At 51.9% G+C, this 19576-nt stretch carries 20 protein-coding genes; 10 read left to right on the plus strand and 10 right to left on the minus strand.

All coding sequences use genetic code 11. The annotated features are described in order from the left end of the window. The first annotated feature begins 79 nt into the window (after positions 1 to 79). The 7 genes from IRJ17_RS27650 (at position 80) to IRJ17_RS27680 (ending at position 7971) form a co-directional block, all read left to right on the plus strand. Positions 80 to 1534: an ABC transporter permease gene (locus IRJ17_RS27650; protein WP_423751947.1), complete on the plus strand. Its 1455-nt coding sequence runs from the start codon at positions 80 to 82 to the stop codon at positions 1532 to 1534. A 15-nt stretch (positions 1535 to 1549) separates the two neighbouring features. Beyond that, a complete protein-coding gene (locus tag IRJ17_RS27655) occupies positions 1550 to 3058 on the plus strand; it encodes an ABC transporter permease (protein ID WP_242772566.1) in 1509 nt (502 codons plus the stop codon). A 72-nt stretch (positions 3059 to 3130) separates the two neighbouring features. Further along, positions 3131 to 4957, plus strand: coding sequence for an ABC transporter substrate-binding protein (locus IRJ17_RS27660; RefSeq protein WP_242772569.1), 1827 nt, complete (start codon positions 3131 to 3133; stop codon positions 4955 to 4957). Between the two features lie 276 nt (positions 4958 to 5233). Then, positions 5234 to 6109, plus strand: a complete 876-nt coding sequence (locus IRJ17_RS27665) for a radical SAM/SPASM domain-containing protein (RefSeq protein ID WP_173597093.1) — start codon at positions 5234 to 5236, stop codon at positions 6107 to 6109. Positions 6110 to 6145: 36 nt separating this feature from the next. Then, on the plus strand, positions 6146 to 6673 hold the full coding sequence (locus IRJ17_RS27670; RefSeq protein WP_122966192.1) for a DinB family protein: 528 nt from the start codon (positions 6146 to 6148) through the stop codon (positions 6671 to 6673). A gap of 191 nt (positions 6674 to 6864) precedes the next feature. Continuing rightward, a complete protein-coding gene (locus IRJ17_RS27675) occupies positions 6865 to 7446 on the plus strand; it encodes a GNAT family N-acetyltransferase (RefSeq protein WP_242772571.1) in 582 nt (193 codons plus the stop codon). A gap of 78 nt (positions 7447 to 7524) precedes the next feature. Beyond that, a complete protein-coding gene (locus IRJ17_RS27680) occupies positions 7525 to 7971 on the plus strand; it encodes an NUDIX domain-containing protein (protein WP_370641095.1) in 447 nt (148 codons plus the stop codon). A gap of 79 nt (positions 7972 to 8050) precedes the next feature. Here the strand turns inward: IRJ17_RS27680 and IRJ17_RS27685 are convergent, their stop codons facing one another. The 8 genes from IRJ17_RS27685 to IRJ17_RS27720 all read right to left on the minus strand — a co-directional run bounded on the left by IRJ17_RS27685 (position 8051) and on the right by IRJ17_RS27720 (position 15610). Then, positions 8051 to 8530, minus strand: coding sequence for an ankyrin repeat domain-containing protein (locus IRJ17_RS27685; protein WP_173597096.1), 480 nt, complete (start codon positions 8528 to 8530; stop codon positions 8051 to 8053). A gap of 94 nt (positions 8531 to 8624) precedes the next feature. Then, positions 8625 to 9110 carry an Rrf2 family transcriptional regulator gene (locus IRJ17_RS27690; RefSeq protein ID WP_242772573.1) on the minus strand — a complete coding sequence of 162 codons (486 nt, stop codon included), beginning with the start codon at positions 9108 to 9110 and terminating at the stop codon, positions 8625 to 8627. Positions 9111 to 9128: 18 nt separating this feature from the next. Beyond that, positions 9129 to 9851, minus strand: a complete 723-nt coding sequence (locus IRJ17_RS27695) for a DsbA family oxidoreductase (RefSeq protein ID WP_173597098.1) — start codon at positions 9849 to 9851, stop codon at positions 9129 to 9131. Positions 9852 to 9980: 129 nt separating this feature from the next. Further along, the gene (locus IRJ17_RS27700; protein WP_122966197.1) at positions 9981 to 10622 is read right to left on the minus strand and encodes an ABC transporter ATP-binding protein; all 642 of its coding nucleotides are present in this window, start codon (positions 10620 to 10622) and stop codon (positions 9981 to 9983) included. Then, positions 10619 to 12274, minus strand: a complete 1656-nt coding sequence (locus IRJ17_RS27705) for an ABC transporter permease (protein WP_173597099.1) — start codon at positions 12272 to 12274, stop codon at positions 10619 to 10621. The genes IRJ17_RS27700 and IRJ17_RS27705 overlap by 4 nt, the downstream gene beginning before the upstream one ends. 3 nt (positions 12275 to 12277) lie before the next feature. Then, positions 12278 to 13387 (minus strand): Fe(3+) ABC transporter substrate-binding protein, encoded by a 1110-nt coding sequence (locus IRJ17_RS27710; RefSeq protein ID WP_122966199.1) that lies wholly within the window; start codon positions 13385 to 13387, stop codon positions 12278 to 12280. 121 nt (positions 13388 to 13508) lie between these two features. Then, complete coding sequence (locus IRJ17_RS27715) at positions 13509 to 14936, minus strand: HAMP domain-containing sensor histidine kinase (protein ID WP_122966200.1); 1428 nt, start codon at positions 14934 to 14936, stop codon at positions 13509 to 13511. Next, positions 14933 to 15610: a response regulator transcription factor gene (locus tag IRJ17_RS27720; RefSeq protein WP_242772575.1), complete on the minus strand. Its 678-nt coding sequence runs from the start codon at positions 15608 to 15610 to the stop codon at positions 14933 to 14935. Before IRJ17_RS27720 ends, IRJ17_RS27715 begins: the two co-directional genes overlap by 4 nt. A gap of 159 nt (positions 15611 to 15769) precedes the next feature. On the opposite strand from IRJ17_RS27720, the gene IRJ17_RS27725 reads away from it, so the two are divergent. Further along, entirely contained in the window at positions 15770 to 16294 is a 525-nt protein-coding gene (locus tag IRJ17_RS27725) for a superoxide dismutase family protein (RefSeq protein ID WP_122966202.1), read from the plus strand. Positions 16295 to 16426: 132 nt separating this feature from the next. Here IRJ17_RS27725 and IRJ17_RS27730 read toward each other — a convergent pair whose 3' ends face one another. Further along, on the minus strand, positions 16427 to 17272 hold the full coding sequence (locus tag IRJ17_RS27730) for a 1,4-dihydroxy-6-naphtoate synthase (protein WP_122966203.1): 846 nt from the start codon (positions 17270 to 17272) through the stop codon (positions 16427 to 16429). Further along, entirely contained in the window at positions 17273 to 17932 is a 660-nt protein-coding gene (locus tag IRJ17_RS27735) for a futalosine hydrolase (RefSeq protein ID WP_242772577.1), read from the minus strand. It abuts the gene before it with no gap. A 312-nt stretch (positions 17933 to 18244) separates the two neighbouring features. On the opposite strand from IRJ17_RS27735, the gene IRJ17_RS27740 reads away from it, so the two are divergent. Next, positions 18245 to 18844, plus strand: coding sequence for a nitroreductase family protein (locus IRJ17_RS27740; RefSeq protein ID WP_122966205.1), 600 nt, complete (start codon positions 18245 to 18247; stop codon positions 18842 to 18844). Positions 18845 to 19112: 268 nt separating this feature from the next. Next, positions 19113 to 19313, plus strand: a complete 201-nt coding sequence (locus tag IRJ17_RS27745; RefSeq protein ID WP_063230452.1) for a cold-shock protein — start codon at positions 19113 to 19115, stop codon at positions 19311 to 19313. Positions 19314 to 19576: the final 263 nt, after the last annotated feature.

The following is a 19576-nucleotide window of genomic DNA, read 5'->3' on the forward strand; positions in this document are numbered from 1 at the left end:
CTATAAATTCTCGCTACCATAAAATATACTAAACTTATCGGAATTATTCAATTTAAAACGAACGGAGGAATATCAGAGTGTGAGGACAGAAGTAACGCGAAATGGTGACACGCCAGCGCCAGCTATAGCACCCATCTTCAGCACAACCTGCAACAAAATGTTTCGCTACCCGCCCTATCGCCTGCTACTTTTGCTACTAGGCGCTCCCGTTACGCTTGCTGTATGGCTTGTCTATTTATACAGAAGAAAAACGGGTTTGTACTCGTCCGAACTGGAAAAAGCCAATCGCGAGCTGACGGCTGCCCATTACAAGGACGAGCTGAGAGCGGAGATCAAGGAACAACTGCTGCGAAAGCACGTTTTTTTCGGGCAGCAAGTCAGTCCGCAAAAACTGGACAGCCAAGTCGAAAAGGCAGTGGAAGCGGAATTTCAAGCAGCACTCAAGGAGCGAACGGAGCAACTGCTTCAGCAAGCCGATCAAAAAAGACCGAGCTTTGCCGGCACGTTCCAATCCCTCCTGGAAAGCCCGCTGTTTTTGGCTGTATCACTGCTTCCCGGAATACTCATGTATGTGCTGCTGTTGCTCTATAGCAATCCGTATCTCAAATACATATTTGAGCGGCTCGTCATGAGCGTGTTCGTCATTTTGGGCGTAGCTGTTACCGTATTTACGATTTTGTATCTCTCGCCGCTCAACCCGGCCGCCAGTATTTTGGGCGAGACGGCTACAGCCGAGCAGATTGCGGCGTTCAATCACAGATATGGGCTTGATCAGCCTTATCTCGTTCAGCTGTGGAACAACATCCAAGGAATTTTCACTTTCGATCTGGGCAACTCTTTCGTAGGCAACGAGGAGATTACGGAAACCATCGGCAGAAAACTCCCGATCACGCTTACGCTGACAGTCACCTCGTTGCTGCTGGCAGTAGCAATCGCCTTGCCGCTCGGAATCATTTCCGCTGTCAAACGCAATTCTTTTTTCGATTATGCCTTCATGTTTATCGCCTTGATCGGCTTGTCGATTCCGAGCTTCTGGCAAGGGCTTGTGTTCATTTTGACGTTCTCGATCAAGCTCCATTGGCTGCCGGCAAGCTATAGTCCCCAGAACTGGCTCTCGATCCTCATGCCAGTCGTTGTACTGGGAACGAGCTTGACGGCGTCCATTGCCAGAATGACGCGCTCTTCCACCCTGGAAGTGATACATGAGGACTACATGCTGACCGCCCGGGCAAAAGGCTTGAGCCAGAGACAACTACTGCTCGGGCATGCCGTGCGAAATGCCCTCATTCCGATCATCACGGTCATCGGCTTGCAGTTTGGCGCGATGATGGGCGGCTCCTCTGTAACGGAAAAAGTGTTCAACATTAACGGGATCGGCAGCTATATCGTGGACGTCCAGTTCATCCCCGATATTCCCGGCATCATCGGCGGTGTGGTGTATACAGCGATCGTCATTTCACTAGCCAACGTTGTCGTGGACATTTTATACGCCTTTTTCGATCCCAGAATCCGGTCGAGGATGAAACAAGACTAAAGCAGGTGTTATTACATGACAACGACGTATGATCGTAAACAAAAAAACCAGTACAAGCTAAAAGACTCCCTGGAGTACAACCAGGCCGGCTTTGCCTGGATTCTCTCCCTGAGCTTGTCTGTCATCCTGTTAGTGAACAGCTACGATTTTGCCAACGGGGCCGTCCAGCCCTACGTGTTCACGGCTTTTTCGGCTTACGCCCTTTTTACCGTCTTCCAAATCATCCTTACCGCCATGATCAAAAGAGACATCTTGGTCGACGGACAGATCAAAAACTCCACGAGAGCTTGCGGATATGTGCAGTTGCTCAGCATTTTGACCGGAAATTTGTTTGTAGTTACATCTGCATTCACTCTCATTAAAAAACACAAGAAATCCGACTACACTTTTGCGGTGTACATGGTGCTTACGCAGTTGGCCGTGATTGCCGTCTCTGCGTTGAATTTGTTCAAGCCGTATGTCGCCAATACGTTTTTGGCTGCCATGTTCCTTCTGCTCGCGATCTTCCTGTTTGATTTGGTCGTTTTCTGGCTCGTTGCGAAATACGGAAGTGAACATCACGTTCCTTCCTGGATGAAGTTTCTCGCTTACCCGCTTATTTTGACCGCCGTCACGGGCAATCTGTTTGCGCTGCTGTTGGGACTGAATCTGCTCACAAAAATTCGCCAGAGCAACAGCCTCGCCGTAGCGAAGTGGGAGGACGTCTGGGAACGGCTCACCCGTCATACAACATCGATGCTCGGCCTGTTTTTCGTCATCTTTTTGTTTTCCTTGTCCATTTGCAGTTCCTTTACGTTCAGCTACAACGTAGCCGTGCAGAACAATTACGGGGCGATCCTGCAATCCCCCAGCCTGGCCTATCCGCTCGGAACAGACAACTTCGGCCGCTGCCTGTTTTCCAGAATTGTCTTCGGCGCCCGGATTTCGTTGATTGTCGGGGTCGCTTCGACCGTCATTCCGCTGGTAATCGGCGGCATTCTCGGCGCGATTTCCGGCTATTACGGCCGACGCACGGACAACGTCATCATGCGGTTTCTGGATATTTTGTACGCCATTCCCGTGATTCTTTTGGCGATTGCGATTATCGCTGCGTTCGGCGCGAATACGGTCAACCTGATTTTGGCGCTGAGCGCAGGGACGATTCCGGTCTACGCCCGCACCATGCGCGCCAACGTCCTCCAAGTCTCTACCTTTGAGTTCGTGGAAGCTGCGCGGGCATTCGGCGCGTCGAACATGTCCATCATTTTCAAGCACATCGTTCCCAATTCGCTTGCGCCGATGATCGTCAAATCGACGCTGACGATCGGCAGCGCCGTCATTTCCACCAGCAGCCTGAGCTTTTTGGGGCTTGGCGTGGAGCCGCACATTCCGGAGTGGGGGAACATTTTGAAGCTGGGCAGTGCCTATCTGGAGTCTCATCCCTACCTGGCGATTTATCCGGGGCTTGCCATTATGCTTCTGGTCTTGTCTTTCAACTTTCTCGGAGACGGATTCCGGGATGCGCTCGACCCCAAGACCGACTAGCTGCAGCACCGCTTCCGTTTGGTTTGCAAATTTTTAGATAGATAAAACAGTCATGTTCAGGAGGAACCATTCATGAAAAAACGCGCTTTGATCACCTTGGGACTCGCTTTATCGCTCACCATGAGCGCTTGCAGCGTGCAGACGGAAAGCGAAGCCGTCGGCGACAACACCGCCCCTTCCCCTGCACCGCAAGGACAAGGCGGCATTACGATCGAATTGCTCGGACAAAGCTCTGGCGAATCCGATCTCAACATTATCCGCGATCAGCTGACCAAAAACGGCTTTAACGTCAAGCTGAACCTGCAACCCGACTACGGCAGCTTCAAGACCCAGGAAGACGCAGGCAACTACGATATCTCCCTGTCCAGTTGGACGACCGTGACCGGAAACCCCGATTATGCGGTTCGTTCCCTGTTCAAGACAGGCGGCGACTACAGCAAATTGGCCGATCCCGAGATCGACAAACTGATTGATGAAGCGGCGACACAAACACCGGACCAATTCAGTGAGACTTACAAAAAATTCGAGCAGCGCCTCGTAACGGACAAAGCCTACATCGTGCCGTTGTACAATTCGTTGAAAAGTCAGGCGTTCAACAAGGAAGTCGTCGACGAGAAATCGATCCGGCTGTCCAAGTCCCGTTCCTTGCCGTGGGAAGAGCTTGATTTTGTGGACAAGTCCAAGCGGGCCAGCGCACCGCTGATTTTGCAACAGGCGTCGTCCACCTTGACATCGCTCGACCCGATCAAGGGCAATGACGGGTCCATCAACATGCTCAACACGAATATGTATGTCCGTCTCGTCAATCTGACCGATGATGACGTGATTACGTCCAAAGGGTCGCTGTCGCTCAACCACAGCATCGCTGACGGAAATTCCGAATACTACTTCCTGCTCCGCGACGATATCCACTTCGCCAAAGTGGAAAACAAAGCCGCCGTTGATTCCGGCGAACGCGTAGGCGCGGAAGACGTTGTCTTTTCCCTGCTGCGGGCAAAAGACAAAAATTCGGTCCCGGATCACCGCACCTACACGCTGCATGAACATATCAAAAACGCCGAGATCGTAACCGACCTGCAAGCATTGGAAGCCGTGAAGCAAGTCGGCGGCAACGGAACAGTAAAAGAAGCGCTGGAAAAAGGCTTGAATGCAAAAATTGCCGCACTCGTGGCCGACAAAAACCAGGCCAACAACAAAGAAGGCAAGTATCAGGTAGTCAAACTGACGACAACCGAGCCTTTCCCTCAAGTATTGAACTATTTGGCTCACCAGTCGGGAGGCATCGTATCCAAGCAGCAAGTGGAGAAAATCAACACGTACGACGTAGCCACTTTTGATAAAAACAAAGACATCCCGTATGGCGATCAAAATACGGTAACGGAAGGCGACAAGTACAACAACACGCTGTACGCAAGCGGCCCGTATATTTTGGCTTACAAAAACGACTACGAAGGCGTCTTCTACAAAAACCCTGGCTACATGAAGGGCACCGAGCATGAACCGCGAGTCTCGCAAATTACCGTCCGCTTTATCAAGGATGCAGACAGCTCGCTTTCCGCCCTGCGCAGCGGCGAAATTCATGTGTACTACGGCGTGCCGGAAACGAAGTACGATATTGTCAAAGGCGAAAGCAAGCTGAAGCTGCAAACTCTGCCAAGCAACGGCGTGACGTATTTGCTGTTCAACACGAAAAACCGGGAAGTCGCCACAAGCGAGGATTTGCGAAAAGCTGTGCTTTATTCGATCAATCAGGACGAAATCTTGCAGTTCTATAAAAACAACAAACTCAAAGCTTTCTCGACCGTCAGCCCGCTCGTGAAAACAGGCAATGAGCTGAAAGCCGATCCGACAAAAGTGAAGGAGTACCTGACCAAGTATATTGAAAGCGTGAAAAAATAAACGGCGCGATAGCCTGATCGTTTCCCTTTATACCTTTATATATAGAAGTAACCGACTCGCTGGACTTTGGCGGACGGTTACTTCTTGTTTTTTTGAGACACATGGAATGCCGCGCCCTCATTGCAGAGGAAACATCCGCTTCCCGGCAGCCAGGCATTTTCAACCTGTGGCAGCACTTCCCGCCATAATACACCGCTCCCCCTCTTTCCCCTCCTATGTTACTATGTGAGGTATACCTGCCTACTAACAAAGGACAACTGGAATGGAGACACGATCTTGAAAACATTTAAAAAAGTTTATATAGAGATCACGAGTATTTGCAATCTCGCCTGTACGTTCTGTCCGCCGACCGAGCGCAAGGCTACGTTTATCTCAGTGGAAAACTTCGCAAAACGGCTGGATGAGATCAAGCCGCATACCCGGCATATTTACTTGCATGTAAAAGGAGAGCCGCTCCTGCATCCAAAAATTGACGAGCTGCTCGACGTGAGCCACGAAAAAGGCTTCAAGGTCAACATCACGACCAACGGCACATTGATCGCGAAAAATCGGCATAAGCTGTTGGGAAAGCCTGCCCTGCGGCAAATGAACTTCTCCCTGCACAGCTTTGACGGCCATATCGGTTCCACCGACCGCGAAGGCTACTTGCGGGAAATTCTCTCTTTTGTCCGCGATGCTGCGGAACACAACGTCATCTTTTCCTTTCGCCTCTGGAATTTGACCCAGGACAACATCACGAACATTCAAAAGAGCAGAAACCGCCAGACGCTGGAGATGATTGAAAAAGAGTTTGGCCTGGACTACCAGATTGAAGAAAAAGTCGTGCCCGGCAGCGGCGTGAAAATCGCCGAGCGCGTATATTTGAATCAGGATCACGAGTTTCAGTGGCCAAGCATGACAGCTCCAAGCGACGAGGGCCGCGGCTTTTGCCACGCGCTGCGCAGTCAGGCTGCCATTCTTGTCGACGGGACAGTCGTTCCTTGCTGTCTGGACGGCGAAGGAGTCATCAAACTGGGCAACATTCAGCAGACAACGTTTACCGATATTGTGGAAGGCGAGCGGGCCAATGCCATCGTCGAAGGGTTTTCACGGAGGGAAGCTGTCGAGGAATTGTGCAAACGCTGTGGGTATCGCCAGCGTTTTGGCGCATAAACACTTATCCGGACACGGATCAGAAGGGGCGATTCGATGAATTTCACAATGCGTGAGGCTACCCGGATGCTGGAGCGCACACCGCAGACGTTGCAGCATACTCTCGGAGGACTTTCAAGCGAATGGCTCAACTGCACGGAAGGCGAAAATACGTGGAGCCCGCTGCAAGTTTTGGAGCACCTGATCGAAGCGGAACGAACGAATTGGATACCGAGACTGGAACATCTTTTGCTCGCGGGCGAGAGCGAGCCGTTCCCTCCGTTTGACCGTTTTGCCCATCTGAACAATCAGGCCGAGACATCTTTGGAAGAAAAATTGCAAGACTTCAAGACGATTCGCCTGCAAAATATCGCCAGACTGACCGAGCTGATTGATCCCGACCAGCATCTGGAGCTGACCGGCTTGCACCCGGCATTCGGTCCGGTAAAAGCGCGGGAGCTGATCTCCACCTGGGTCGTCCACGACTTGACGCACATCGCCCAAATCGTTCGCGTGATGGCAAAACGATACACGACAGACGTAGGCCCGTGGAAAGAGTACCTCGGTATTTTGCAGGACAAATAACGGAAAACTTTTTCGTGAGGGGGAGCCGTTCCCCCTCTTTTTTCATGACTCACTCTCTGATCGGAGTTTTCCATTCTTTCACAACGGCTTCCGCTCTATGTTAAAATGCTAGTTAGTTTCCAACACCCGATGGCTTCAGACAGCCTTGCACCATGCACGCATCATCGAGTCTGATCAAGGAGAGCACAACCATGAAAAAACAAGAGCAGCTGCAATTGGAGCATTTTCGGCAGATGGAGCAGTTGGAGCTTGCCTACTATGACGCCGAGTTCATCACGCCGTACGAGGAAAGCTATAACTGGTATCGCTATCGGCCTGACAGCATCGTCGCCATGGAGGATGACGGGCAAATTGTCGCTTTCATGAACCTGCTCCCAGTCAAGAAACACATCTACGAGCAGATCGCAGCGGGACGTTTCAACGACAGCCTCATGACCACAGCGGATATGGACGATCCGAAGCTGCCAAACGAGTCGGCCCATTACTATTTGTCCTGCGTCGTTGTCGCCGATGCTTATCGGAAAAGTGGCGCCCTGCCTATCATGCTCCGCCATTATCTCGACGTGCTGGATGAGGTCGAACGAAGCGGCACTCGCATCCATTCGATCATCATTGATACGTTAACGGCTGCCGGCAATCGGTTTGCCCGCCGTCTCGGGATGACTCTTCTGTGCGAAAGCGACCACGATTCCCATGTATACGAGTGCAGTTATGCGACCTTCAAGCAACATGTACGTAGCCACTATCCGTTGACGGAAACTCGTCTTCGGTAAAAACGGCTGCCATTCCTTGGTGATCCGGCAAGATCACGATGCCGTCGCTGAATTTTTACGCACAAAAGGAGCACAGTTATGACAATGAACACAACCAATGAAACCCTGCCCCGACTGGGGGTAGGCGCGGTCATCCGCAATGAGCGCAACGAAATTTTGCTAGTATGGCGCAATCGGAATCCGCAAAAGGACACCTGGAGCATCCCCGGCGGAAAAATCGATCCGTACGAGCAGTTGGAAGCCTGTGTTATTCGGGAAATAAAAGAAGAAGTCGACCTCGATGTGGAAATCGTCGGCCTGCTCTGCATGGCGGAAACGATTCAGGCTGACGCAGGAGAGCATTGGGTGTCCGCCATCTACGAAGTCGTGGTCAAGAACGGGGTCGCTCGCAACATGGAGGAAGGCGGGGCCATCGGGGCAGTCAAATGGTTCGCTCTGGACAACCTCCCCGCAAATCTCGCTTGCTTTACGCTGCCTGCCATTGAAGCGCTGCAAAAAAGAGCGGCAGCGCCAAGCCATATGTAATCGATTGCCAAGCAAAACAAGGCAAAGCAAAAAGCTGCGCCAGTAAATCAGCGCAGCTTTTCCCAAGCAAATCCGAGCCTTACTCCGCTTGTCCAAGCAATTGAGCGATCTCTTTTTCCTCGCGTTCAAGGGCAATATCGAGCGGAGTCTGACCACGATCGTCCTTTTGCGTTTTATCCGCTCCGTGCGCAAGCAGCACCTCGATGACATCCAGCCGTTCCTCCCCGTCAGACACTTGTGTGTGCAGCGGGGCACTTCCGTCATGCGCCGCAGCGTTGACATTCGCCCCATGCCGAATCAGCAGGGCGGCAATCTCCGGGTACAAGACGATGTGCAGCGGCGTGATGCCCTCATCGTTTTTGGCGTGAACATCGGCACCTTTTGCGATCAACCATTCAAGCAACTGTTCGTCTTCAGTCATCACCGCCGCATGCAAGATGGAAAACTCATACTCGTCCTTGCCATGAATCAAATCGGGCTGCTTTTGCAAGATCCGTTTGACCTCATCGAAATCGTCTATTTCTGTTGCTTCGTACAAATCTTCGAATGTATATGCCATTGCGCTCTCTTCCTTTTCCTTTGGACTTCTTCTGCAAAACGCTTCGGCAAAAAAATGCAATATCCTGTTTTTTCCACAAAAAAACCGACTCCCATTACAAGAGTCGGCCTTCCTGTTTGATTTCCAGCAATTCTTCGCTCGGTTCTACCTGGCCAAAGCCGATGCTGTCCATGACATCTGCCAGCGTATACCGCTCGAGGAACAAGATTAGCTGCTGCTCAGCCTGATTCATCAATGACTCCAAATGCCGATCGAGCTGCACGCCAACCTCGCCGCAATCCAGCTCTTCCTGGCTGTCTTCCTCGCGTTCTTCCGGGAGAGAGCGGTAAATATCGGCCAGCGTCAACTCTTTCGGGCACTTCGTCATGTAGTAGCCGCCGACGCGCCCCTCTTTTGCCTCCACAATACCGGCACGGGTCAACTGGGCCATGACACGCCGCAAAAAAGTGGCATGTGTCTTGACTTGGGCCGCAATCGTCGCGCTCGACAGCACTCCGCCACTCTGGGCGAGCCAGACCAGTACGTGAACAGCAATCCGAAAGCGCGGCTTGGCTATCTGATCAATTCGATTCAGCTTCATGCTCACACAACCTGTCGTTTACAGCTTGCAGGAACCGTCCGCGCAATTGTCCCCGGCTGTCTTTTCTTTTTCATCCTGGCCGACAAACTGGAGAGGGGCAGCAGCCTGTTCTTCCTCCCATACTTTGTTCAGCGCTCCCAGGAACACTTCTCCAGGCTGCGCGCCGGATACCGCGTATTTGTTGTTGAAAACGAAGAACGGCACGCCGTTGATGCCAAGATCGGCACCTCTTTGCTTGTCTTCCTGCACCTTGTCTTTGTATTCGTCACCGGCCAGCATGGCGAGCGTCTCCTCTTTGTCCAGTCCAACCTCGGAAGCGAGCTGCGCCAATACTTCGTGATCTCCCAAGTGCAGCGATTCCGTGAAGTACGCTTTCAGCAGTCTTTCCTTCATCTCCGTCATTTTGCCGTGAGTAGCCGCATAGTGAGCGAGACGGTGGGCATCAAACGTATTCGTCGGAATCATCGTGTCAAAGTAATAGTCCAGACCGACGCCTTTTGCCTGTTGAGCTACACGGTCATTCATGCCTTTTGCTTGCTCAAGCGACATGCCGTATTTGGACGCCAGCACCTGATGCATGTCCATGTTCGTATCGCGCTCCATGGTTGGATCGAGCTGGAAGCTGCGGTAAACAACCTCGACCTGATCCTTGTTCGGGAACTGCGACAAAGCTCCTTCCAGTTGACGCTTGCCAATATAGCAAAACGGGCAGGCAAAATCAGACCAAACTTCTACTTTCATCGTACATCCTCCTCTTATTCAACGGCTCTTGCCGACAGGCCAACCGTAAACTGCAATCATTACAAGCACATTATACACCATCTATTTGCTGTATGCTGCACTTTTGAGGAGAAAGCGACACTTTGCCCGTCACCGAGCCAGTCGGATGATCCGGTCACAAATCGTTTCCGCATCCTCCTTGTCATGGGTCACCAATATCGTCGTGATGTGCGCGTGGCGAAGCAGCTGCTTCAAATCTTCCCGTATTTTCTTTTTCAAATCCGCGTCCAGGTTGCTGAATGGCTCATCCATCAATAAAATCGCGGGACGGGGCGCCAAAGCCCGGGCAAAAGCTACCCGCTGCTGCTGCCCGCCGCTCAACTCGTGCGGATACCGCTTTCCGTAGCCCTCCATCTGTACGAGAGACAGCATTTCCCCCAGACGTTGTTCCCGTTCCCTTTTGGTCAGCCGATGCAGTCCAAACAAAATATTTTGTTCGACGGTCAGATGAGGGAACAGAGCGTAATCTTGAAAAATCATCCCGACCCCACGATGCTCAGGCTCGACAAACTGCCGCGGATCGACCAGCACTTTTCCAGCGATCAAAATCCGCCCTCCCGCAGGAGCTTCCAGCCCGGCGATCAAGCGCAGCAACGTGCTTTTTCCACAGCCGCTGCTTCCCAGTATCCCGACGATCTCCCCTTGCTCCATGCGCAGCGAAAAATCGCGCACGACAGGCCCGCTCCCCGTATCATAGCCAAATGTGACATTCTCCAATTGAAAAAAGCTCATTTTGCCTGCCTCTCCCCCAGCCAGTGATAAAAGTAAACCGAAACGATGCCGACACCGATGATGAGCAGCGAAGGAATCGACGCCTGATGAATCTGCTCATCGCTGGCGTATTGATACGCTTTCGTCGCCAAAGTTTCGAAGTTGTAAGGACGAAGCAGCAAAGTAAGCGGCAGCTCCTTGACGATCTCCATGAACACGAGGATGAACCCGGTAATTACTGCGCCCTTGATCAACGGCAAATCCACTTTGAAAAAAGTGCGCGTCATCCCCATGCCGAGCAAGCGGGACGCCTCCGCATAACGGTTTCCCGTCTTTTCAAACCCCGCTTCCACTGCGTTGTAGCCGACCGCGAGAAAGCGGATGATGTACGCGAAAATGAGCATGAACAGCGACATGCTGATGACCAGCTTGCCTTCCGCGAAGCCCAGCCAGGCGTACAGCGGCGCAAGCTCTTTATCGAGTGAAATCACGACAGCAAGCACGCCGATGGACAATACCGCTCCCGGGATCGAATAGCCCATGGAGATCAGCCTGGTCATGACCAGCGAAAATACGGAAGTTCGCGAGTAGCGAATGACATTTGCCACTGTGACCGCCAAAATCATCAAGAGCGTGATGGAAATACAGGAAATCAGCAATGTATTGGTCAAAAGCTGCACAAATACGTCGTTCAGCACTTCCTTGTACGTCCACGTCGCCCAAACTGCCAATTGCGCGACCGGAATGAAAAAAGACAAAGCTGCGACTGCGACACAAAAGCACAGCACCGCGTACTTGGACAGTCCCTTCAGCTTTCTCCTGCGCAATGGCGTCATGCGGTTGGTCGGGGAACTGAACTTTTTGCGTCTGCGCACCAGCCGTTCGACCACAAAAATCCCGATAATCAAGCTCATGAGCCAGGCCGCCAGACGAATTGCAGAATCGACGTCATACATGCCGAACCACGTCTTGAAAATGGCAGCCGTAAACGATTGAATGCCAAAATGCTTCGTGACGCCAAAATCGTTCAGCACTTCAAACGCAACGAGACTTGCCCCGCCGGCAATCGCAGCCTGCGAGAGTGGCAGCACGATGCGCAAAAAGATGTGCAACGAATTTTTCCCCAGCAAGCGGGCGTTCTCGATGAAAGCCGCGCTCTGCTTCTCCATGAATGTTTTCGCAATCAAATACACGTACGGGAACAAAAACAGCGTGAAAATAAAAATAGCGCCCTTCATGGACATGATGTCAAAATAGCGCTGATCGGGAGCCAGCCCCCATTCATTTCGCAAAAAAGTTTGAATACTCCCCGTATAGCTCAGCATGTTGCCGTACGTATACGCGGCAATATACGGCGGGATCGCCAGCGGCAGTACGAAAGCGAACGAAAAAAAACGCCGCAGCGGAAAGTCGTAGGCAGCTACCAGCCAAGCCAGCGAAACGCCTACGACGATCGTACAGGACACGGTTCCCAGCACAAGCAAGAGCGATTGCAGCGCGTAGTCCAGCAGCATGTATTCCTGAATATGCTGCCAGTTCTCGGTTGTTCGAGCAAACAGTCCGAGCAAAATATAAAGAGACGGGAGAAGGGCCAAAACGGCCCCTGTCACGCTCAGCGCTACCCACCCGTTCCACTTTCGTTTCAGGCTTCTTCGCAACGCAGCTCCCGTCATCTTTTATTTCCACCCTGCCTTGTTCATCAGTTCAACGGCTTTTTTGTTGTTCTCGCCGAGCTTGGCAAAGTTCAGTTCTTGTGTTTTAAACTCTCCCCACTCTTTCAACAGCGCTGGCTGCTCTGCCTCGGCGTTGACAGGAAATTCAAAGCTGCCTTGTGTCAACATCGTTTGGCCTTCTTTGCCCGTGATGTATTCCACCAGCTTGATGGCATTGTCTTTGTTTTTGGCGTGCTTGGTCAGGCCGATGCCGCTGATGTTCATATGTGTGCCAGTCGTAGTTTGGTTCGGGAAAAATACGCCGATATTTTCTGCGACCTTCACTTCTTCGGCGTCTTTGGAGTTCAGCATTTGCCCGACGTAGTAGGTGTTCATGATCGCAACATCGCCGATCTTGGCAGCGATGGCTTTTGCCTGATCACGGTCGCCGCCCTCTGGCTTGCGAGCCAGGTTGTTGACGAGGCCAGTTGACCAGTCCTGGGCAGCCTGTTCGCCGTTCAGCTCAATGAAAGAAGCGACCAGCGATTGGTTGTACAAGTTGGAAGAAGAACGCACCAGCACTTTGCCCTTCCATTTGTCGCTCGCCAAATCTTCATAAGTAGACAGCTGCTCCGGCTTCACGCGGTCTTTTGCATACACGATGACGCGAGCGCGGGTCGCCATGCCGATCCACTCATTGTCGGAATCGCGCCATTTGCTCGGCACGTTTTTATCTACCTCGGCGGAAGTGATTGGTTGAAGAACGCCATTTTGTTTGGCATAGTTCAGCACGCCGCCATCCACGGTGATGAACAAATCCGCTTCCGAGCTTTCCCCTTCGCGCTTCAGGCGTTCAACCAGCTCCTCGGCAGTTCCTTTTACTTCGTTGACCTTGATCCCGGTTTGCTTGGTAAACTCGCTGAACAACTTGCTGTCGATCTCGTAGTGTCTGGCCGTAAATACGTTGACAACCTGATCCTTGCTTGCCTTCTCGTCCGCTTTTGGCGCTTCCGTGCTGGCTTGCGGCTGATTCGCGCTGCCTTCGCCTTGCCCTTGTCCGGCACCGCAGCCTGCCATGAACGGCACGGTCAGCATCGTAAAAAGCATGAGACCGAGCATGCTTGTTTTTCTCATCTTGATTCGTCCCCTTTACTCCGGTTGTTTTGATAATGAATATCATTTCCAATCGACAAGGCTTATTCTAGCGAAACAAAATGAGAAAACGATGAGAAAATCAAAAAAACATTTTTCGTCCTCATTGCACGCCCGCGCGAATCGGCAAGAAGACGTTTACAGTCGTCCCTTCCTGCTCGATGCTCTCGATGGACAAAGCCCCGTTGTACCGCTCGACCAGCCGCTTCGCGATCGACAAACCAAGCCCGTTCCCTTCTGCGCTGCCGCTTTTGCGGTTTCGTGCCTTGTCTACCCGATACAGGCGATCTGTGACAAAAGGCAAGTCTTTTGCCGGAATGCCAATCCCTGCATCCTTGATGGCCAGACACACTCTTTCTTTTTGCACCGTCGCCTGCACAGCGATCCGTTTTCGTTCCCGCGAATACTTGACGGCGTTGTCGAGCAGGATCAGCAAAATCTGCTCCAGGTGCTCCACCGATATCGCAAGCCTCACTCCTGACAACTCTCGCAAGTCACGCTCCATGATGAAAGCCGGATGCAGCACATTCACTTTTTTGATCGTCTGCAAAATGACTTGCTCCGGCTCGCACACAGCCGTTGCTTCATCCATTTGCAAGTTTTCCGCCCGCGTCAGTGCCAGCAGTTCTTCTACCAGCGCTTTTAACCTCGCCAGCTCCTGAATCGAGATTTGCAAAGATTCCTCCAGAACGGCAGGGTCATGCTTGCCCCAGCGATGCAGCATGCCCAAATGCCCTTCGACGATCGCGATTGGCGTCCGCAATTCATGCGAGGCATCCTCGACGAATTGCCGCTGCTGTTGAAAAGAACGTTCGACCTTGTCCATCATGACGTTAAACATGTTCATCGTCGTAGCAATCTCATCGTGGTTGTCGTAAAAGGCGATCCGCTCAGCCAGCCCTTTTTGCTTCACATTTTTCATCGTCTGATTCATCGCCTGCAGCGGCTTCACCAGCTGGCGAGCCAGCATCCGCCCCCCGAGGCCGCTGATGATAACCGCAACGAGACAGCCGATCGCCATAAATTGAAACAGCGCTCCGCTCAGCTGCTCAAATTCGTTGATGTTTTTTACAATCTCCACCGTGCCGTCAAACTGAAAAATCGTGATCGGCCGCTCCATCAACAGCAGATTGCCTTTGACGTGCATGCTCCGCCACTGTTCGTGCGGGGAGCCTGTGATTGTGGCTGCCAGGCTGTCCTCGATGCCATTGGACACGGCAGCGACCGGGTTTCCTTGTTCGTCGAGGATGCGGATTCGCTGGTCTTGCTGGTTGATTTTTTGCAGGAAGCCGCGCATTTCGTCGAGATCGGCCCCCTCAAAGGAAATCTCCCTTTCCAGAGCAAAATTGAGAATCTCGCGCATCGTTTTTTCGGTGGCTTGTTCCTCCTGATGGATCATCCATTTTTCCACAAAAAAGTATTGGACGGTATTGTAGACGATGAACACACAAAACAGCAGCACGGACGACCAAAGGGTCAGCTTCCATTTGATCGGAAGTCTGGACAGTCGCGACGGGGTGTATTTTTTCATTTGCGCATCACGTATCCGATTCCGCGAACGGACTGAATGTAGCTGCCTTCCTGTGCCGAGTCGATTTTGTTGCGCAAGTAGCGCACGTACACGTCGACCACGTTCGTTTCCACCGCCGACTCGTATCCCCATACCGTGTCCAGCAGCACATCGCGGGGCAATACGCGGTTGATGTTTTTCATGAACACCACCAGCAGATCATACTCTCTTTTCGTCAGCTCGATCGTTTGGCCGGCTTTTGCTACCGTGCGGGCTTCCAAATCTGCGACAAGCTCGCGAAAAGCAAGCTTCGTCCGCGCCAGGTCGCTCTGTTCCTCCTGTCTGCGGAACACGACCCGCATTCGCGCAAGCAGCTCCTCAATGGCAAACGGCTTCGGGATGTAGTCGTCTGCGCCGCTGTCCAGACCCGAGACGCGATCATCGATACTGTCCCTGGCCGTCAGCATGATGATCGGCGTTTTTTTGCGTTCGCGAATGGCGCGGCACACTTCGATCCCATCGATTTCCGGCAGCATCAAGTCGAGCAGTACGAGATCCCACTCTTCCTTTAGCGCAAGCTCCAGTCCTGTTTTTCCGTCATCAGCGACAACGACGGAAAACGATTCGTGGCGCAATTCAAGCTCGATAAATCTTGCCATGTTTTTTTCATCTTCAATCAAAAGCACTCTTTTCATCGTTTACTCACCTTTTGTCCCTCATGGGGAAGTCCATCTGATTGTAGATGATAATAATTATCAGCGTCAACATAAGCGACTCGTTCGTCGATGAACCATCCGCCCATTTGCTACATAGGATGATCATCGTAACCATTCCATCATGAGGGGGATGTGAAAATGAACGGGTATTCGCCTTATTTTTACGACGCGAGAATGATTTCTTCCTCATACCCGGCTGCGCCGACACAAGCCTATGCGCAAATTCAGGGCGGGCCGCTGGCTCCGAACCTGAACGGCTATGTCGTCTTCACGGACGTTCCGTACGGGACAGAGGTGTATGTGGAAGCGATCGGTTTACCGCCCTACAAGCCTGCATCCGGCAATCAACAGCCGATCGGTCCTTTTGGCTTTCACCTGCACGACCACGGCGTGTGCACAGTCGGCAATGCCGACGATCCTTTTACCGCAGCGGGAAGCCACTGGAACCCGACCAACCAGCCGCACGGCAACCATGCCGGCGACTTCCCCGTACTCTTTTCCAATGACGGGTACACGCGAATGAGCTTTTTTACCAACAAGTTCAGGGCAGCAGATGTCGTCGGAAGATCAGTGATCATTCACCAAAATCCCGACGACTACCGGACACAGCCATCCGGGAATAGCGGAAAAAGACTCGCCTGCGGCATCATCATGCCCGCCTAGCCCCATCACAGCTCAACTCCATGACAAAAGCAGCGCTTCTCCGCAATCTCTCCCCCGCCCTTCCTGCCATGGACGCCAAAAAGCACAGAGACGCAGCCCCTGTGCTTTTCGTTTTCTTTTTTCCATACCTGTCTATCCGCGCAGCAGCGACAGATCGAAGCGCGGGACAAGCCCTTCCTCGGCTGCACGACCGAGCAAGGCAGTAATCGCCGCATAGCCATCTTCGCCCAAGTCTCGGGTAAATTCGTTTACGTACAAGTCAATATGTGCCTTGGCAACCTCAACAGACAGCTCTTGCGCATGGCACATGACATACTCCTCGGAAGCTGTCGGGTTCGCCCAGGCGTACTCCACCGATGCCCGCGTCCAGTTCGCCAGCGACTCCAAATCCATCGATCTGCGCGCGATGATCGCTCCCAAAGGAATAGGCAGATTCGTATCCGCCTCCCACCAGTTGCCGAGATCGGTCATGAGTGAAAGACCGTAGTTTTGATAAGTAAAGCGCGCTTCGTGGATGACCAGCCCCGCGTCGATTTTGCCGTCTCGTACAGCTGGCATGATTTCATGGAACGGCATCACGACGATTTCTCCGACGCCTCCCGGGACGTTTTGCGCTGCCCATAAGCGGAACAACAAGTAAGCTGTGGAACGCTCGCTCGGTACCGCCACCCGTTTGCCGGACAGCCGGGCCGGATCGTTGGCACTCGCGCCGGAATCGCCTTGCGTCAGGACAAGCGGGCCGCACCCTCTGCCCAAAGCCCCTCCGCACGGAAGCAGCGCATACTTGTCCAGCACCCACGGCAAGGCGGCGTAAGAAATTTTCATCACTTCCGGGCCTTCCGCCCGCGTCGCAAGCGTATTCGTAATGTCAATATCTGCGTACATGATGTCCAGTTCCGGTGCGCCAGGGATCAAGCCATGCGCCCAGGCGTGAAAGACAAATGTATCGTTCGGACACGGTGAAAATGCAATCTTCATCTACAGCACCTCCCGCAATACTACGCTTCCTTTTTGCAAAGCTTCCAGAGCGTCTTTGATCCGCCAAGCCGACTTGTCGCGCGGACCAATCGCATTGGAAACTGTTCTGATCTCCAGTACAGGCACTCCGCTTGCTTGCGCGGCGATGGCAACGCCGTAGCCTTCCATTGCCTCCGCGAGCGCCCCCGGCATTCTTTCTGCCAGTGCCTGCGCCGTTTGCGCCGTTCCCGTCACCGTAGACAGCGTCAAAATTTGCCCGCGATAAATAGGCAAGCCCGCCTGCAACATCGCTTGCTCCACCTGCTCTGCCAGTTCATCCGGGACTGGTACGCGCGCAGAACCAAACCCTAGCTCGTCCACACTGTGAAAACCATCCGGTGTCTCGGCCCCCAGATCGGCGCACACAATCTCGCTGGCAACCACGAGCGAACCGACATCTGCGCGTCCGACGAATCCGCCGCATATTCCGGCACATACGACCAGATCGTAGCGAGCTTCGGTCAAAGCCCGTGCTGTGCTGGCAGCCGCAGCTGCTGGCCCCACGCCTCCGACTAAAAAGGTGAACCGCTCATCTTCACCAATACCTGCGATGACCGCATCCCGTTCAACCGCTACCGATGTAACGATCAGGATGCGCTGCTTTTTTTGCTGATCAAGCATCTTTTCGCCTGCCCTCCTTCCGCTCTCCCTGCTTGTTTTCATCCTGTTTGAAAAAACTTTTTCCTCCTCCACGTTATCGCTACTTTTCTTTGCTGTAAAGTGTTTGACTTGTTTGTATAGCGAAAGGAAATTACTTACACTGAGATTGGGAATACTGATAGTGAAACTGCACCTTCCTTGCCGGAAAGGTATTGACAATGTGCTTCTAATAAAATATATTAGGTTACGAAACGTAAGTTAATTATGTTGAATAAGTTCAACTTTTTTCATCCACTATGTAAATAAAACACAATCTCCTGGAGGTAAATGATCATGAGCAAAGACTTTTTTACAGCCGTTAAAGACAGAAGAACTTATTATGGAATCAGCAAGGAAGCCGTTGCTTCTGACGAGCGCATCCGCGAGCTTGTTGAAGAAGCCGTAAAGCATACTCCATCTTCCTTTAACTCGCAAAGCGCCCGCGTTGTTGTGCTTTTGGGCGAACAACACGATAAACTGTGGAACCTCACAAAAGAAACATTGCGCAAAATCGTTCCAGCCGAAAACTTCGCTCCTACGGAAGAAAAAATGAACGCATTTGGCAATGGCTACGGCACGGTTCTGTTCTTCGAAGACCAAAGCGTAGTGAAAGGTCTGCAAGAAAAATTCGCAGCCTACAAAGACAACTTCCCGGTTTGGTCCGAGCAATCCTCCGGCATGCTGCAATTCGTCGTGTGGACTGCCCTGGAAACAGAAGGATTCGGTGCATCCCTGCAACACTACAACCCGCTGATCAATGAAGAAGTCCAACAAACATGGAACCTCCCAAGCGAGTGGAAGCTGATCGCACAAATGCCGTTCGGCAAGCCAACCGCGCAGCCTGGCGAGAAACAGTTCCAGCCAATCGAAGAGCGCGTGAAGTTCTTCGCCTAATTTTTTCACGGCTCATGACAAGACGGCGCGAAGCCATTTCAGCTTTTCGCCGTCTTTGTCTATATTTTACCGGGAAGATATTAAAGTAAGCGATTGATTTCCGCATTTGTCTGTGGTAGTATTAACTTAAACAAAAGATGTTTCAAAAAAGCGTTCACATATTGTAAAGGGTTTACAGTTATGTTTGAACCTTTCACAATGTGTGAATTTTATTTTATCCACAAATAAAAGTTGCATATTCATTTTAATATTGTTGGAGGTAACACCCATGCAAACAGGTACAGTAAAATGGTTCAACGCTGAAAAAGGTTATGGTTTCATCGCAGTTGAAGGCGGAAACGACGTATTCGTTCACTTCAGCGCAATCACTGGCGACGGCTTCAAAACTCTTGAAGAAGGCCAACGCGTTGAGTTCAACGTAGTAGAAGGCAACCGCGGCCCACAAGCTGAGAACGTTGTAAAACTGTAATTGACTCACGAAGCTGCCCTTGCTGCATAGCGGGGCGGCTTTTTTTACTGCCTTTTTCAGGCGGAAAAAGTCGTTTTTTGTCGATCGGCGTTATAAAATTCGGACTTTGTCCCTAAAGAGCTGTTGACAATAGTCAACGCTCCCCATATAATCACGTTATAATGCAGCGAAAAGCAATGGCGCTTTCCAGCATGAAGTTTTCAAAATTTTACGCAATGATAGTGATTCCTTCGCTTATTTTCTAACTTTGTTTGAAAGCGGTT

It is taken from the genome of Brevibacillus parabrevis (genome assembly GCF_022701015.1).
GTDB classification, from domain to species: Bacteria; Bacillota; Bacilli; order Brevibacillales; family Brevibacillaceae; genus Brevibacillus; species Brevibacillus parabrevis.